This window comes from Lachnospira pectinoschiza (assembly GCF_020564355.1).
Taxonomy (GTDB): Bacteria; Bacillota; Clostridia; order Lachnospirales; family Lachnospiraceae; genus Lachnospira; species Lachnospira intestinalis.
The window spans coordinates 302,372-319,291 of record NZ_JAJCRR010000004.1; the positions used below are offsets into that span (position 1 = coordinate 302,372).

General features: G+C 42.6%; 14 protein-coding genes. 5 read left to right on the forward strand and 9 right to left on the reverse strand.

All coding sequences use genetic code 11. The annotated features are described in order from the left end of the window. Positions 1 to 75 precede the first annotated feature (75 nt). Both trpD and LI288_RS10270 read left to right on the forward strand, forming a co-directional pair. The gene (gene trpD / locus LI288_RS10265) at positions 76 to 1,080 is read left to right on the forward strand and encodes an anthranilate phosphoribosyltransferase (protein ID WP_227090320.1); all 1,005 of its coding nucleotides are present in this window, start codon (positions 76 to 78) and stop codon (positions 1,078 to 1,080) included. 171 nt (positions 1,081 to 1,251) lie between these two features. Next, positions 1,252 to 3,033, forward strand: coding sequence for a methyl-accepting chemotaxis protein (locus tag LI288_RS10270; protein WP_227090321.1), 1,782 nt, complete (start codon positions 1,252 to 1,254; stop codon positions 3,031 to 3,033). Between the two features lie 332 nt (positions 3,034 to 3,365). Here the strand turns inward: LI288_RS10270 and LI288_RS10275 are convergent, their stop codons facing one another. From LI288_RS10275 to LI288_RS10285, 3 genes are all read right to left on the reverse strand, one after another. Continuing rightward, positions 3,366 to 4,142, reverse strand: a complete 777-nt coding sequence (locus LI288_RS10275) for a sulfite exporter TauE/SafE family protein (protein ID WP_022431895.1) — start codon at positions 4,140 to 4,142, stop codon at positions 3,366 to 3,368. A gap of 530 nt (positions 4,143 to 4,672) precedes the next feature. Further along, on the reverse strand, positions 4,673 to 5,140 hold the full coding sequence (locus LI288_RS10280) for a S24/S26 family peptidase (protein ID WP_227090384.1): 468 nt from the start codon (positions 5,138 to 5,140) through the stop codon (positions 4,673 to 4,675). 8 nt (positions 5,141 to 5,148) lie between these two features. Continuing rightward, complete coding sequence (locus tag LI288_RS10285) at positions 5,149 to 5,379, reverse strand: hypothetical protein (RefSeq protein ID WP_022431893.1); 231 nt, start codon at positions 5,377 to 5,379, stop codon at positions 5,149 to 5,151. 155 nt (positions 5,380 to 5,534) lie between these two features. Here LI288_RS10285 and LI288_RS10290 point away from each other — a divergent pair, with 155 nt between their 5' ends. Together LI288_RS10290 and LI288_RS10295 are read left to right on the forward strand one after the other, a co-directional pair. After that, positions 5,535 to 6,803 carry a hypothetical protein gene (locus LI288_RS10290; RefSeq protein WP_227090322.1) on the forward strand — a complete coding sequence of 423 codons (1,269 nt, stop codon included), beginning with the start codon at positions 5,535 to 5,537 and terminating at the stop codon, positions 6,801 to 6,803. Between the two features lie 67 nt (positions 6,804 to 6,870). After that, positions 6,871 to 8,670, forward strand: coding sequence for an ABC transporter ATP-binding protein (locus tag LI288_RS10295; protein ID WP_227090323.1), 1,800 nt, complete (start codon positions 6,871 to 6,873; stop codon positions 8,668 to 8,670). A gap of 48 nt (positions 8,671 to 8,718) precedes the next feature. Here LI288_RS10295 and LI288_RS10300 read toward each other — a convergent pair whose 3' ends face one another. The 4 genes from LI288_RS10300 to LI288_RS10315 all read right to left on the reverse strand — a co-directional run bounded on the left by LI288_RS10300 (position 8,719) and on the right by LI288_RS10315 (position 13,085). Further along, the gene (locus LI288_RS10300; RefSeq protein ID WP_022432604.1) at positions 8,719 to 9,063 is read right to left on the reverse strand and encodes a hypothetical protein; all 345 of its coding nucleotides are present in this window, start codon (positions 9,061 to 9,063) and stop codon (positions 8,719 to 8,721) included. Positions 9,064 to 9,138: 75 nt separating this feature from the next. Beyond that, positions 9,139 to 10,494 carry a nucleotidyltransferase domain-containing protein gene (locus LI288_RS10305; protein WP_227090324.1) on the reverse strand — a complete coding sequence of 452 codons (1,356 nt, stop codon included), beginning with the start codon at positions 10,492 to 10,494 and terminating at the stop codon, positions 9,139 to 9,141. Further along, positions 10,491 to 12,026, reverse strand: coding sequence for a lipopolysaccharide biosynthesis protein (locus LI288_RS10310; protein WP_227090325.1), 1,536 nt, complete (start codon positions 12,024 to 12,026; stop codon positions 10,491 to 10,493). Before LI288_RS10310 ends, LI288_RS10305 begins: the two co-directional genes overlap by 4 nt. 33 nt (positions 12,027 to 12,059) lie before the next feature. Continuing rightward, positions 12,060 to 13,085 carry a Stealth CR1 domain-containing protein gene (locus LI288_RS10315; protein WP_227090326.1) on the reverse strand — a complete coding sequence of 342 codons (1,026 nt, stop codon included), beginning with the start codon at positions 13,083 to 13,085 and terminating at the stop codon, positions 12,060 to 12,062. Positions 13,086 to 13,317: 232 nt separating this feature from the next. On the opposite strand from LI288_RS10315, the gene LI288_RS10320 reads away from it, so the two are divergent. Further along, the gene (locus LI288_RS10320) at positions 13,318 to 14,733 is read left to right on the forward strand and encodes a DUF4832 domain-containing protein (RefSeq protein ID WP_227090327.1); all 1,416 of its coding nucleotides are present in this window, start codon (positions 13,318 to 13,320) and stop codon (positions 14,731 to 14,733) included. Between the two features lie 49 nt (positions 14,734 to 14,782). On the opposite strand, the gene LI288_RS10325 is transcribed toward LI288_RS10320, so the two are convergent. Beyond that, positions 14,783 to 16,132, reverse strand: a complete 1,350-nt coding sequence (locus LI288_RS10325) for a DUF4874 domain-containing protein (protein ID WP_227090328.1) — start codon at positions 16,130 to 16,132, stop codon at positions 14,783 to 14,785. Then, a complete protein-coding gene (locus tag LI288_RS10330; RefSeq protein WP_227090329.1) occupies positions 16,110 to 16,895 on the reverse strand; it encodes a glycosyltransferase family 2 protein in 786 nt (261 codons plus the stop codon). Before LI288_RS10330 ends, LI288_RS10325 begins: the two co-directional genes overlap by 23 nt. Between the last annotated feature and the right edge of the window lie 25 nt (positions 16,896 to 16,920).

Sequence of the window (16,920 nt, forward strand, 5' to 3'; positions counted from 1 at the left end):
TGTCGCAAACGACCGCGCTCGGCGCGAGAATGTGCAAAGCATATTCTTATTTATAAAAGAAAAGGAGCAAAAACAATGATTAAAGAAGCGATTGCACAGTTAGTAAAAAGAAACGATTTAACAGCAGAAACAATGGGTGAAGTCATGGAAGAAATCATGACCAATCAGGCAACGGATGCCCAGAAAGCATCCTTTCTTACGGCATTAGCCATGAAGGGAGAAACAATTGATGAAATCACGGCGGCAGCAAAGGTCATGCGCGCACATTGTGAACGCTTTTTAAATGATATGGATGTACTTGAAATTGTAGGAACAGGCGGGGACGGCTCAAACACCTTTAACATTTCCACATTGTCATCATTTGTAGCTTCGGCTGCGGGAATCCCGGTTGCAAAGCACGGCAACAGAGCGGCTTCCAGCAAATGTGGTACAGCAGACTGCCTTGAAGCGCTCGGCGTCAAAATTGATATTGCGCCGGCGCAGAGTGCGCAGGTTTTAAAAGAAATCAATATGTGTTTCTTATTTGCACAGAAATACCACACAGCCATGCGTTTTGTTGGCGGTGTCAGAAAGGAAATGGGAATCCGTACCTTATTCAATGTGTTAGGACCACTTGCAAACCCGGCTGGTGCAACCATGCAGTTATTGGGTGTATACAGCGCTGAGCTGGTAGAACCGCTGGCACACGTTTTACATAACCTCGGTGTAAAACGTGCCATGGTTGTTTACGGAACCGACAGCATTGACGAAATTTCTTTAAGCGCTCCGACAAAGGTCTGTGAGTTTAAGGGTGACACCTTTAAAAGCTATGAAATTACACCGGAGCAGTTCGGTTTAAAGCGTTGTAATAAAGAAGAACTGGTTGGTGGAACACCACAGGAAAATGCGCAGATTGCAAGAGATATTTTAGCCGGGAAGCAGGGGGCAAAGATGGATGCCGTTCTTTTAAATGCCGGTGCGGCAATCTATATTGCTTCCGATGACATGACCATGCAGGAGGCAGTTGATAAGGCAAGAGAACTGATTATGAGCGGTAAAGCGGCAAAACAACTGGAACTGCTTATTGAAAAAACAAACTAATTATGCTATAATCCCCTCATAGGGGTGAATTGGGGAATATACAATAACAAAATTGTATTGTCACAGCAGACAGTTTTATGAACCGTAGAATTTTCACTTTCTACGGTTCTTTTTTATTGCATACAGCCTCAATGGGAAAACGCCGAATAAGGATAAAATGAGGTATGGCTTATGAAAAAAACAAGTTTAAAGAAGATGCTGATTATTACGTATGCATTAATTGCGCTGATTGTTGCGGCAGTTGTGTCGGGTGTGGCAATTTATTACATCCGTTCCTCGACCGATATGGCATACAGCAATTATGAAGAGGCAATGAATCAAGGCTACAATACGGAAATCAAATCTGAGGTACAGTCTTCTATCGCAGTGATTGAATATTATTACAACCGTTTTAAAGCTGGAGAACTCACAGAAGAACAGGCAAAGACAGAAGCAAAGGAAGCGGTCCGCAAAATGCGTTACAGAGATGATAACAGCGGATATATGTGGATTGATGCAAGCGATTACAGTCTTGTCATGCACCCGATTCTGCCACAGAATGAAGGGCAGAACCGTTATACCTTGCAGGATCAGAACGGTGTCATGATTATTCAGGAGATTATGAAGACAGCCAATAACGGCGGCGGATATAATCAGTTTTATTTTACAAAAGCAGATGGTGTGACAGTTGCCTTAAAAGTGGCTTATTCACAGAAATTTGAGCCGTGGGGCTGGATTGTAACAACCGGCAATTATGTCGATGATATGGAAGCTGAAATGTCAGAAGTAAAGGGACAGATTCGTGATAATTTTTCATCAATGGTTATGATGATTCTGATTATTGCGGTGATTCTTTTAATCGTTGCCATTATTATTTCATATATTGAAAGTGAAAATATTATTGTGAAGCCATTGAAGCAGATTCAACAGATGGCGGCAAGAATCGCCGATGGTGATATTACGCAGGATGCTTCGGTAAAAACCATGAATGATATTGGTCAGACTGCCGTTTCCTTAAATACGGCACAGGGCAATATTAAAGAACTTATTGCCAATATTTCAGGCGTATCGGAAGAAATCAGTACGGCACTTGACAGCTTCAGGGAAGCCTTTACACGGATGTCTGTATCTATCAGTGACGTATCAACGGCAGTAGATGATATTACACAGAATGTAACTTCACAGGCAGAATATACAAGAGCTGCCACAGAGGATGTTGAAGCCATCGGCAATGGTATCGTGCAGACAGAGAAAGAAGTAGAGCATTTAGACAGTAATGCACAGGACATGCAGACGTTAAATGATACTTCAACAAAAACATTAGATGAACTTGTCGGTATCAGTGAAGTGACAAGAACACAGATTCTGGATATGTATGATCAGGCGGCAAAGACAAATGAATCTGCGCAGAAAATTAAAGATGCTGCAAATCTGATTAACGATATTGCAGACCAGACGGATTTACTTGCATTAAATGCTTCAATTGAAGCGGCAAGAGCCGGAGAAGCAGGAAAGGGATTTGCGGTTGTTGCAGAACAGATTGCCAATCTTGCAAAACAGTCCGCTGAAAATGTCGTGGAAATTGACCACGTGGTAGAAGAACTTCTGGTGAACTCCAATCAGTTTATTCATGTCATGGAAGGCATGCAGACGGATGTTCATCAGCAGTTTGAATATATTCATGCGGCACAGAATGATTTCAACGCATTAAGCAGCAGCCTGAAAGCCTGTGTCAGCTCGGTCGGCGCAATTGATAACATGACTGCCAGCATTGAAATCCAGCGCCAGAATATCACAGATGCTTTAGCGAAGCTCAATGGATTTGCACAGGGCAATGCAGCATCTACAGAAGAAACTTCTGCGATGGCGGAAGAACTGGCAGATATGGTTCATAGTTCAACAGAAACAATTCAGAATCTGAATGTACATGTTCAGAATCTGATAGAAAATGTTTCAAAATTTAAAATTCAATAAATGATGTAAAACACCCACAGCTAAAAGTAAATGCCTGTGGGTGTTTTTTGCGTAGCGGGTAAAATTTCAGCGTGAAATTCCATGCTGAAATATACAGATATTTTAATTAAAAGAAAGTAAAAAGGGGTCGTATATTATATTCAATATATAACTTCGCTAAAGTCAGGTTTAACGAAGTTATATAAAATGAGTGTGGATTTTATAGAATCATTTGAACAAGGTGTAAAAAAACATGAAACATCAGAAAGATTTTTATAAATTATTCGATCCGGACAATCCGACACGATTAATTGCTGTTGTTAGCTTCATGGAATCACCTCCGCTAAACACATCTATTTTAATATCGAAAATCCAAAAATCACAACCCCCAGTACAACAAGTACAATACCGGTTGCGCGGTTTAACGTCTTTGGTTCGGCTTTATTGGCAAATAAGGCGGCAATGCGCGCCCAGATTAATGTAAATATAACGCACAGTCCAAAAACAGTCCAGTCCGGTGCACCGCCGATTGTAAAATGGGACAAAGCACCGGTCAGCGCGGTAAAAGTCATAATGAAAACACTCGTTCCGACAGCCGTTTTTAATTCATAGCCCAGCACGCTGGTTAAAATAAGAAGCATCATCATGCCGCCGCCTGCGCCGATAAATCCGCAGATAAAACCGATAATGACACCACAGACAACAGACTGAACGGCTCTTTTTTGGGCGGAAACGCCCTGCATGGCTTCTTTGGTCGTCATAACCGGCTTTACAATAAATTTAATGCCGAGAAGAAATGTCATAAAGACTGAAAAACCGCCCATGGTTGTTGACGGAACAAGGCTTGCGATATAACTGCCGACAACTGTAAAAGTTAGCACACTTGCCATCATAATCAGACCGTTGCGGATATCCAGATTTTTATTTTTTCCGTAGGTAAATGCAGAAACTGCACTTGCGAGGACATCAGAGGACAATGCAATGCCGACTGCCATATAAGGGTCCATGCCTAAAAATGTAATCAGCATCGGGCTGATTACGGCGGCTGCGCTCATTCCGGCAAAGCCGGTGCCAAGTCCCGCACCCATGCCCGCAAAAAATGTTACAAAAAGTGTAAATAAAAATGTCATGTTAATCTCCATTTCTGAGCAACTTGTTGCGAAGAGGCGATGAGAAATTCGCGTAGGCGATTTCTCATCTGCCATCATGGCTATTTGTTTTTGCCCAGAAACAAATAGCTGTGTGAAAAATCAGCACATCAGTGTGATTTTTTACACTATTTTCCTTTCGTGAATTATATTCTGTCATCAGGAATACCGGCAGTTATCGGAAAACAGCCGCTTTGTAAAATCATCTGATACACAGTATAGCACAAAATCAAAAAATCTCCAACAATGTCACAGAAAGCAATCAGGCAGTAAAACCAGAAAGCTCATAAAGATAAAAAGTCGTTTCTAAACCGTATATCTTATACCGGTTCCTGACAAAAAGCTTCAAAGACTGTAAAAAGAAATAATTTTAAAAAATGCAAAAAAAGAAACCGCCGAAGCGATTTCTTTAGGGGGAATTGTAATAAGCTTTTAGTTAAATAAATAACTGTGTGCTTGTTATGTTTAGTATTATAACAGAAATAAAAAACTTGAAAAGGCCTAACTTTTTTCTAGTACCTTATCAAAAATATATTTACAATACTTTTCAACTTTGCAGTCATCAGACTAATGGGACGGCGAACCGGGCGCAGAAACAGCCAGAATCCGGAAAGAATCCGGTAAACCGGGTGATTTACGGAAAAAGAATGTCCGTTGCGGATAATATGTATCAGTTTTCCGCTAATCTGCGAAGCGGTCAGAGGTCCTTCCACTGCGGTCTGATTATCTCCCACCGTATAAAAGCCGTCCTTTGTAATACGGCAGATCCGGTGTAAAACCAGTATACCGTTTTCCCTGCGGTATAAAATGACATCACCTTTTTTTAGCCGGTCACAGTCCGCTTTTTCAATGACGGCAGAATCCCTGCCGGGCACAAAAAGCGGATACATACTGTAGCCCTGCGGCTGAACCTGAATGGTATGGTTTTCCAACAATTCAGGAATTGTACGAGGTAAAGATTCCGAAGTATTTGTCTGCATCACTTGTCCTACTGCTTTTCCGGCATATTGTCAGGACATCCGTTATAATCAGAACGGAATGTGCTTTCGGCAAGCTTAGAAGCCGTACCGCCGGATTTAGAACAGGCCTGACAGGTATCAGCGCCGGGATTTGCTTCCGTTCTGCCAAAGCGACAGACAGTTTTATCACCGCTTGCCATAAAAATACCTTCTGCCTGTTCAGGAACAACATGAATCATTGGTTTTTCATATGCAGACATAATAAATTACCTCCATAAATGAATCTTATACTTAATTAAATTATAAGTCGTAAAGCCTGCTATTGTCAAGGAAATGCAATAATGATATGATAAAAAAGCGTTTAAGAAAGCATATGAAAAAAGTAATATAGAAATGAAGAAAGGCGGATGTGCAGATGAAAACAAGGGCGGGTTATGTGATAAGACAGCTTGCGGATACATTTTATATTATACCGACAGGACAGCGGATTGCAGACAGGCGCCGTTGTTTAAAAATCAATCAGACCGGCTGTGTCATCTGGGACTTGTTACAAAAGGATTTATCATGGGAAGAACTGTTATCTGCCTATACGGAATATGTGAAAAGTATTGAAATGACAGAGGACACCAAAACCGTGAAACTCGCATCTATAGGCGAAGAAGCTTCCACAGTCACAGCAGCTTCCATAAGCAGTGATTTAAGTACATATGTGCTGACGCTGTTTCAGTTTGGCATGATACAGGCTTCCGCTAAGGAAATGCAGGCATTTCCGTTTGCTCCGTTTCAGGCAAAGGAAAATGCGTATTACTGCCGTTACAATATCGCAGGCATTCAGGTGCATTATAAAGGCAGAAAGGAATGGCTTCATGCGTTTTTTGAACCTTTTTTAGAGGACGGAAAAGAAAATCCGTCAGCTCATACGGTTAAGCAAAGCGGTATTTCCCAGAGCTGGCGTGTCAGAGTGCTGTCAGAAGTCCCGGAAATTACAGGTGAACTGCTGTTGTTTGGCAGTCAGTTAGATGTTTACCGGTGCAGTGGGGATTATATGCTGCGTTTTCCGTCCAATCATCATCTGGCATTGTGTACACTCTCCTTTGACGGTAAAGAAGCGGTATTTTATTATGACGGCTCGACGCAGCAGGAAGCAGTTGATGAACTGTTTTATGGTTTCCGCGCGGCATTTTTTTATTTTGCGGCACTGCACGGTAAATATGCACTGCACTCAGCTTCCAACTATTATCAAGAAAAGGCGTGGCTGTATTCGGCATCATCAGGTACGGGAAAAACGACCCATGTTAAATTGTGGGAAAAGCTTTATGCCGTACAGGTATTAAATGGTGATCTGAATCTGCTCGGTATGGAAAAGGACGAAGTCTTTGTCTATGGGATTCCATGGTGCGGGACTTCCGGTGTCTATACAACGAAAAAATACCCGCTTGGCGGCATTATTCTTTTAAAACGAGGAACGGAGAACCGGGTCTGTAAACTGCCTCAGGACGAAAGACAGCTTTACACCGCACAGCGTATGATTTCACCGGCATGGACAGAAAAACAGGTTGATGACAGTCTTTTATTTGCAGAAAAACTTTCGGACCGTATTCCAATCTGTCAGCTTTACTGTACGCAGGAACCGTCTGCGGCGGCTGTGATGAAAGAATATATTGATAAATATTTAACAATATAATGACGGTGCGTAAAGGCGGTTGGTTGGCAGAAAAAAAGGACTAGCATATATTATTAAGGAAGGAAAAATGAAGAAAAAAATAAAATGGATTTGTGAGCGGCTAAAAAGCGGGCGGTTTAAGCAGCTTTGGATTCAGACGGTATGGATTTATTCGTATGTGAGAATGTACTGGAAAGAAATCGTGTTTTACACGGGAACGGGTCTTCTCGGTACGATAATCGGCCTGGTAAGCAGTCTGCTCTCCAAAGATTTGGTTGATTTGATTACCGGACATCAGGCTTCGCGGCTTGTTATGACTTTTGTGTGGTATATCGCATTTTCAGCCGGAAATATCTGTGTGACACAGTTGTTAAATTATCTGTCGAACATGATTTCGTTAAAGGTAGATCAGGAAATGAAAGCAGATATTTTTCAGAAAATGCTGACAACGCGGTTAGAACCGTTAATGGCATATCATACCGGAGATTTGCTGACACGCTGGAGCAGTGATGTATCCGTGATTTCATCCGGTGTGTTAAACTGGATTCCGAATCTGATTATTTACACAGCAAAATTTATTACGTCGTTTGCGGTCGTATTTTACTATGATGTCACATTTGCCCTGCTGGCACTGATTGGGATTCCGGTGAGCATCGTGATGTCAAAGACACTGCTGTCTAAAATGCAGGCCAATAATAAACAGAGTGCAGCAATGAATGCAAAAATGTCGGGATTTCATCAGGAAACCTTTTCAAATATTCAGGCAATTAAGGCATTTGATTTAATACCACTCTACGTCTGCAGATTACAGGAACTGCAAAAAGACTATTTTTCGATGAAAAAGAAATTTCAGAAGCTCAGTGCAATGACATCAATTATGATGTCATTTGTCGGCATTGTCGTTTCGTACAGCTGTTACGCACTCGGCATTTACCGGGTGTTTACCGGGGCGATTACGTACGGTACGATGACGCTGTTTCTATCGCTGTCCGGCAGTCTTACCAGTACGCTCAATGCGCTGATTGCCATGGTTCCGACAGCCGTTTCGATAACGACTTCGGCAGGCAGGCTGATGGATATTTTAGACATGCCGCATGAAGATTTTTCGGAAAGAAAACAGGCTGAAGTCTTTTATAAGAAAAATAAGCGGGCGGGAATCGGTGTCTGCATGGAAAATGTATCGTATGCATATCATACCGGAAAAAAGGTATTAACAGACGTGGATTTTTGGGCAGAGCCGGGACAGCTTACGGGACTGGTCGGGGCTTCCGGCGGCGGAAAGACGACAATGCTTCGTCTTTTACTGTCTTTACTTGAACCACAGCAGGGAACGATGAAGCTATATGCAGGTGATGCCGGTCAGGACGGAAACAGCCAGTTCCAGAAGGATTCACAGACACTGCCGCTCTCTCCTGCCACCAGACAGCTTTATGCATATGTACCGCAGGGAAATGCGATGTTTTCGGGAACGATTGCCGACAATATGCGAAGTGTCAAACCGGATGCCACAGATAAAGAAATCATAGACTGTTTAAAAAAAGCGTGTGCATGGGAATTTATCGGACAGCTTCCGGATACCATTTATGAAAAAATCGGGGAACGCGGGAATAATTTTTCAGAAGGGCAGGCACAGCGCCTTTCCATTGCAAGGGCACTGCTTAAAAATGCACCGGTACTGCTCCTCGATGAAGCCACTTCGGCACTCGACATTGAAACGGAAAAACAGGTTTTAAAAAATATTATGGAAGATTCACTGCCGAGAACGTGCATTGTTACGACACACCGCCCGACAGCACTGAAATTATGTAAAAATGTATATGCCATACAGGATACACGCTGCAGGCAGCTTTTGCCGGAAGAAATACAAAAAATCATCAGGGACTTTTAAAAATCCCTGATGATTTTTTGTATGCCGCCTGTTACGGATTCTTATGTATTAGCACATACCGACATCGCCCCAGTCAATCGCATCATAAGGCTGGTGTCCGATACGCTCCCAGTTCGGATAGCGGTTGCCGTTATCAACATCGTAGCTTCCCCAGTATTTTTCAAGCTGGAGTCCGCAGCCGTTGTAACGGAAAGCCGGACATCCGTTACAGCCGAAACGCTGGATATAAGAAGTTGTATTATTATAGTCCGGTGCATGCCATACACCATTCATGTATTTGCTGTCGCATTTCGGTGCGGAAACCCCGCTGTCTGTATTGTCACCGCTGGCAGCATATACCCCTTCATAATGCTCCTCTGTGTCGATAATGACAGGTTTTTCATAGTTTGCCATAACTGATAAACCTCCAATTCATTACATTTCTGTATTAGAATAATCCTTTTTATTTAGTCAGTCAATACTTTTGACCTATTTTTCAAAAAGTTTTAAATCCCGCAAAAGACGGCTGCGCTGGGAAGCCTTTTTAAAAATGGACAAGGTACTTGTCTTGCGGATTCTGCGGTTGTTTCTCAAAAAACGGATAAGTGTTGTGCACCACAGATATGGCCATAAAAGGATACAGTCGGAATGGCTGTTTCCCAGTTTCATCTGATGGTGGAATTCACAAAGAAACCCTGTCAGACTGCTGTTTTTTAAAAATACCATACGGTTAGTGCTGGAATGTCCGAATTCTTCCGCTTCCAGTATTTCATCCATTAAGGCTGCATAGTGCTTGCGGTTGTGGGAAAGAGCCTCCTTTTCAGAAACATTTCCAAATAAAAATGAAATCTGCGTGTAAGGCAGTCCCAGATACAGTACACACAGCGCCGTAACCGCTTTCGCAAAATTTTCAAGCCGTGTTTTTTTTAGAAGCTGTAAAAAGACCTCTTTTGTGTTCTGTGAATGGCCGCGTTTCCAAAAGACTGTCCAGTCACATAACAGCTTTACACCAAAACCCGCACGCACAAAGTGCTGTAACATATGCAAAAGCAGATAGTACGCATCGTAGGGGTCAGTGGCGGCACAGATGGGATATCCCAGTATGGTTTTGTGAATCCTGTGACTATTATATTCAGGTAAAAGCGCCGCAATGTCTGTATTTAGTTCATTTTGTTCAAATGGTTCGGAAAGCATGGCATGCAGTTCAATATGAAAATGTTCCGGAGCCGTAAATACAGTATGGTGATGTGTCAGCTGTGTGGATTCTTTTTGAAATCCGTGGTTTTCCAAAACGCAGACAGCCTGTTCAAACTGTGCAGGATCTGGAATCAGCAAATCGATATCTCCCGACTTGCGCGCTTCCGGGACAGGATAAAGCTGTGCAGTCTGCCAGCCTTTTAAAAGCAGGACAGAAATGTCGGCTTCTTCCAAAAGGGTAATTAAAAAACTGCTGTAATATAACAGTCGGTAATTTTGCAGGACAATCTGCGTGCTTTTTATCTGTACCTGTTGCATTAGGTCTTGCGGGATTTGCGGTATCTGCAAAGTCTGTGCCGGTATAAAACTGCCGGTTTGATTCTGTATCGGCGTGAAATTTTGCGTTTCACACTGCGCTGCGCAGACATTGACGGCGGTAAGCGTATCATACAGCAGGGATAAGACACTGTGTCTGTCTGCGGTATGAATCAGTTCTGTCCAGTTCATATCATCAGAGTATTTTTTAAAGAAATCCGATATGAAACAGAGCTGTTTCCGGTCGGTGGATTCTTTGTCAAAGTCCGCAGCCGGGCTGGCTGAAAGCGCAAATTTTAAAAAATGAAGCAATATAAAATCTTCGTTTCTCATTTTCGTAATCCTCTCCATTTATGAAGTAACAGCTGCATAGCATCATTGTTTTTATAAAGTATGATAAAGACAAAATTTACTACTAACGTACAGCAGATCAGACGCAGTGTCATATCGGGAATGATGCCGGTAATATGAAATGCAGCTGTGCATTTTTCGCATAAAAAATGAGCTGTCAGCCATACAGCGCCACATTCGATACAGTAGAGCAAAAGTCTGCGGTAATACGGAAATACCGGTGTCTGGAAGTGATACTTATATAAAACAAACGGTTCAATCCAGAGTGTTGTGGTAACGGTGCTGATAAAAGTTCCCATAAAAACGCCGAATGTACCAAAGCGTTGTGCCAGTATAATGGAAACAATCAGATTAATCAGTGCTTCGGCAATGGATTTATACCGGTCATACCAGAACAATCCCAAAGAATTTCTAAAAATCAGGCAGGAACGGGTAAGCCCCCGGATATAAAAATTAATGCACAGAATCCATACGATATCGGTTGTAAACAAATATTTTTCACCGAAACTCAGCACAATAAAGGGATTGAGCAGCTCAAACAGGCAGATTGCGGCAAAAGAAAACATCCAGTGGTTGAGTAAAAAGACGGAAGAAAAAATCGTCTGCACCCGTTCTTTGGAAGCTGTTGCGCCGAGGTTGCCGACGCTGGCGGTAATCCCCTGAAAGGTTTCGTTTAAGACCTGCTGGACAGAGCCAATCAGCAGATAATAATTGGAATAACAGCCGACACTGGCAATGCCGACAAAGCTTGAAATCAGCAGGTTGTCAGTGTTATTGACAATCACATCTCCGATTTTGTGCATCATCATGGCACGGATATTTTTTAAAATGTGCTTCCGCTCCTGCTTTTCAACAGGAGCAATATTTTTATCCCGCAGAAACGGGAAAATCCGCTCAGCTTTTTTTGAAATGTAAATGTTTGAAAACAGTGTCGTCAGGATATATACATATAAGTACAAAATGAAATTTTTCGTAAGCAAAAGGACCGCAATCTGGACAATATCCTGAAGCACCCATGAAACGGTTTTGGACAGTGTTCCAATGTACATGAGCTGATGGGCATCAAGCAGGGTGCGCTTGTATACAAACAGATAAGACAGCACTGTGTTAAACAGATACAGGATATAAATATAAGTCAGGTGCGGAATATCCGGTTTGTTTTTAATTAAAATGTCCATAAACGGAATGACACAGATTCCGGCGGCGGCAACAAACACAGCCACAAAGCGGTAAAACCACTGATACAGGTGCATAATGGATTTCTGCGCTTCCGTGTTGCCGTCTGCAATTGGTTTATACAGGGCAAAGGAAATCGCCGTTTCAATGCCCATTTCCGACAGGGACAGTACATTTAAAATGTCAGTAAATAGTCCGTTGATACCGACGTAATTTTCCGACAGCACATGGGTAAAAACAACGCGCACAACATATCCCATAAGAATTGCGGCGGCTCTGGAAAACAGGGCAATGCTGGTATTGTATGCAGAATACTGTGTACGCGATTTGCTGTTCAAAAAAAGACCTCCAATCATTGTGGTTTCATAAAATTACTGCCCTTTTTCAAAAGAAGAAGGTTCAGGAAAAAGCGCGGAAAAAGCGGTACTAATCTGTGTTTTGGCACGTTCAAAATCAATGGCTGTATTGGCGTCATTGATACAGATGATATCTGCTTTCTGCTTTTTAATGACAGACACAAGCTTTTTATTATCCGAAGACGCATTAAAATAGCGGAAGCTGCGGCAGACATTTTCCGCTGTAAAATAACCGGTCAGTTTCTGCCATTCCCGCAAAAGGTACTGGTTGACATCGTCTGCATGACGGAACTTGTGTAAACAGGTTGCATCTAAAAGTGAATACTCCTTTTCCCAGAGTGTTTCATAGGTTGATCTGCAAAGCGGTGAAGCGCCGTGTACCGTATAAAATCCGGAAAACAGCGGAAAAGCCAGTTCCAGAAAGTTATAACAGAAATAAAGTGGCGGATATCCGGGTTTAAAATAATTACGCCACTGATGGCGGATATTTTCACGTTTGTTAAAATATTTTGACAGCACCAGCGTATTATTTAAAAAGATATGTGACATGACCGGATTGGCGGGATTTGCAACAACCGGCTGTAAGGCAAGCATATCACAGGGCTTTCCGCTTTTAAAAAAATGCTGCGGCGTTACCGGGCGGATTAAAAAGACATCGTCATTAAAGTAGACAAAATTTTCTGAAAGTCCTGGTATCCGGTGCAGATTTAATTCAATAGTATGCGAATTATAAGTCGGCAGATACTGCGGTGGAATAAAATCCGTGTGTTTTATGATATGCAGTTTCGGGTGTGCGGTATTAAGCCACGCAGGAAGATGTCCCCATGTTACAAAATAAATATTATGAACCCAGGGTGCATTTTTTTCAATGCCGCGGAACCAGTATTTTAAATGATCCCAGTCGCGGTAGCGTTCTTTCCGGTTATCGGCTTCACTGCCGGATGCAAAATGGCTTTTTTCATCAAGCCATGCAGGGTCACTGCCATCGACCCATGTAATTACAAAATCTAGAGTGGAAGACTGCATACTTCTTTTTGTCATAAAATTGCCTGCTTTCTGTTGCCATGATATAACTTATATCATATATTTATAATGTTAGGGTCAAAAGCCTCCAACTATGATATGAGGATATTGTATGCTGCGCCTTCTTTATCCTTACATTTATAAACATACGTTATTGCGTTTTTCGCCCTGTTTTGCAGGGCTGTTCGTTCGTTAATGGTGTTTGTGCTCATTATATCATATGTTGCAATGAATTAGAAAGGTAAATGCAATGAAAAATAAACCGGAAAATAGAAATTTGCAGATAACCCGCCGGGCAGTCTGTATTCTTGCAGTCTGTGTGACTGTGGTGATTTTAGGAACAGCTGGACTGTGTTTGTATTTTGTATACAATAAAAAGCCGGTGTGGACGCAGGCAGATTTAACGGTGACACAGGAAGTTCTGCACAATCCGTACTGTGGCTGGTATCAGATTTACGGCTATACGCTGACGGACGAAAGTCAGACAGCCGGACAGAATCCGGCATGGAGTGTCTTGGATACAAAGATTTCTGCGGCTGTTGCACAGAGTGAAAGTGCCAATGACCGGCTGGCGCTGCTTCAAATCAATTTAAAACAGTTTGCAGACCGTGACCTTACCGAAAATGCGCTGGCAGAGCTGAAACATATCCTTACCCGCTGGGAAGAAAGCTCCTGCAGCCTGATTCTGCGTTTTTTATATGACTGGGACGGCAATGCGCAAAGCACTGAGCCAAACGACATTTCACAGATTGAAAAACATATGCGGCAGTGCGCACAAATACTGAATGAGCATAAAGACAATATCTATCTGGTGCAGGGAATTTTTATAGGAAATTACGGTGAAATGCACCACTCCCGTTTTTCATCCGAAGAGGAACAGATACAGCTTTTTACGGTTTTGCGGGGCAGTCTGGATGATGAAATTTATATGGCAGTACGTACACCGGCTCAGCTTCGTGCAGTTTTGGCGGCGGATCATCTGGATGAAGGACAGGCGGCGGTTATAAAAACAGGGCTGTTTAATGACGGTATTATGGCATCGGAGTCGGATTTGGGAACGTATACCGACAGAAGCCGTGAACTTTCTTATCAGGATGAAGTTTGTCTTACCGTGCCAAACGGCGGAGAAGTCGTATCCGATACCGTTTACAATGACGTTGAAAATGCAATGAATACATTGCAGACAATGCACGTATCGTATTTAAACCGTATGTATGATGAAAAGGTTTTAAAAAAATGGAAAAATCAGCCGTATGAAGACACGACAGGTTATGATTATATCGGCGCGCATTTAGGTTACCGCTATGAAATCAGCGGGACGGCATTTTCTTATAAAATGTTTGGACAGACGGCAAAGCTTACGTTTTCAATAAAAAATACCGGCTTTGCACCGGCATATTATGATTTTACGACAGAACTGCGGATATGTGACATGGAGGGAAATATCATACAGACACAGAATCTGGGTGAACAGTTCTCAACCACAGCATTACAGCCGGACAGCCTAGTTACACTCTCCTGTCCGGTGTTTTTGCACATTGCAAAGGGAACTTATCAGGTTTATCTGAAAATGAGCAGTCCAAAGAGCGGTGAAAAAATCCGATTTGCACTCACAGAAGAACCGACGGAAAACGGATACCTGTGTGGTACCTTTATATTTGAGTAAATAGAGTTCCGATATGGAATCAAACAGACAACAAAATACAGGCGTAAATTTATATGACCGTCAGGATTCCCACTGTATCACAGTTATCAAAAAAGACTTTTTTTTGACTGCGTTTCAGTGCCATGGAAACAGTTAGTTTATACTGACCGGAAGAAAGCGCTATAAGCGGGCAGTCAACGGATACGATACACTGCTCTCCCGCCGGGAGTTTTGCAATCTCACGCCTGCCAAGTACGGTGTTTTCTAACGGCAGACAGGGTGCATTATTTATATTATCAGCCGTACAGCAGACAGCAGACAGTGTTAAAATGACCGGCTCATACAGGGCGGCAAAGCCGGTATTTTTTATGGTAATTATAAATTTGGAACAGTTTTTATCTGCCGCTTTGACAGCGGATAAAACCAGACAATACCCCAGACGGCGGTCGATTTGTTCAAAGACGGATTCAGTTTTGTCTGTCTTTTGTCCTTTCCATTTTTGAAGTACGGTGCCGTCATACTGGCTGTTCAGGTAAGAAACGTGCATTTTGGTGAGCGTTTCAATTGCGGTATCCCCGTCATTGTATGGATTCGGCATGATAACCTCCCCACCGTTATAAACCTGCATACACCGTTCCTGTTGAAAAGAAAGCTCTGCACTCCTGCTCCACTTTCCGTCACCGGAGTTTACGTTCCCCCAAGACACATTATCAGAGGGAATATTACCGGAGACGGTATCCCCGGCGGCATAAGTGCCGTAGTCGGTTTCAGAGCCGGTGATGGCATCGTTATACAGTCCGGTCAGGGAAAGAATCCGTCCGCGTGTGCCGGTATCCGTATATTCAGACAGTCCCGTTTCAAGACTGCGCAGCTGTGCGGGCGTGCGCACTGCCATGGCGACAGCGCCTTTTGTGGCATGATAAAAGCTGTCTATCAGACGACAGAGGCTTTGTCTGTCGCAGAATTTGGAAGTATGCATTTCTCCCCAGCTTCCGATAAAAAGTCCCTGTGTAGTGTAGATATGTGCAGCATATTTGTAAATGATACTGCCAAGCTGGTCCATATGGGACTGGATTTGTGAAAGTCCAGCAGGTTCGTGTTCCATGCCTTTTCCTTCATCATCATAGATAATCCGCAAGATCATGTCTTTGTTATGACGGGCAAAAAAAGACAAAATTTCTTCAAAAACCGTAAGTGCCGGTGTATCAAAACTGCGTGCAGCATAATTTCCGATACAGACACGTACCAGGCACAGGGATTCCTGTTTTTTTAAACACCACTGCAATTCCTCAAAATCAGGACGTTCCGGGAGGGTAAACGAATAAATGCTGTACCACCCTCTTTTGGGATTAACCGTGTGGTCATCTGCTTTTTCAATGGATAGATACGGCTTAAATTTATTGTGTTTTTTGAATATCATTGTTATAACGCTCCGCTTTCGGTACATTTTTAAAGATTTTTTGCCGGATTAAAACGGCAAGAATACTAAAAAACATATGAAACATATAGCCGATTGGTTTTAAACCGGAGTGCATGCTCTTTCCGTGTTCTCTTAAATGCATGACCGCCGGAATTTCCACAATATTAAAATCTGATAAAAGCATATTGGTAATCATATTTGCATCCGGGTACTTTTCATCAAAATTGCCGAATTTTGAATAGCACAAGGCGGCACGGCGGCTTAATCCCTGTAATCCCGTTGTCGGGTCCATGATGGTACGTCCTGTTGACCACTTGATAATATGGCGGAATAAGAAAAATGCAAAACGTTTTAAAGCCGAGGTTTCAAAGTACGGACTGTCGTTTAAATAGCGTGACCCCAGTACAATATCGGGATAGACACCGTTTTCATCAGGGGTCTTTAATGCACGGTACAGATTGATTAAATTACCGGCATCGTGCTGTCCGTCCGCATCCATCTGAATGACATAGCGGTAATTACAGCGGATTGCATACTTATAGCCAAGCTGTAAGGCACTGCCGTAGCCGAGGTTAAATACATGCGTGACAACGGCGTGGTGTCTTGCTTTGACGATCCAGTTGGTGTTATCCGAAGAAGCATCATTCATAACCAGAATATCAGCAAATTCAGCAATTTCAGGCTGCTCCAGACGGTCTAAGACCTTGGAAATATTTTTTTCTTCATTATAAGCAGGTATAATAATTAAAACTTCTTTCTGCATTAATTTGTCCTCCGCAATTATCCCT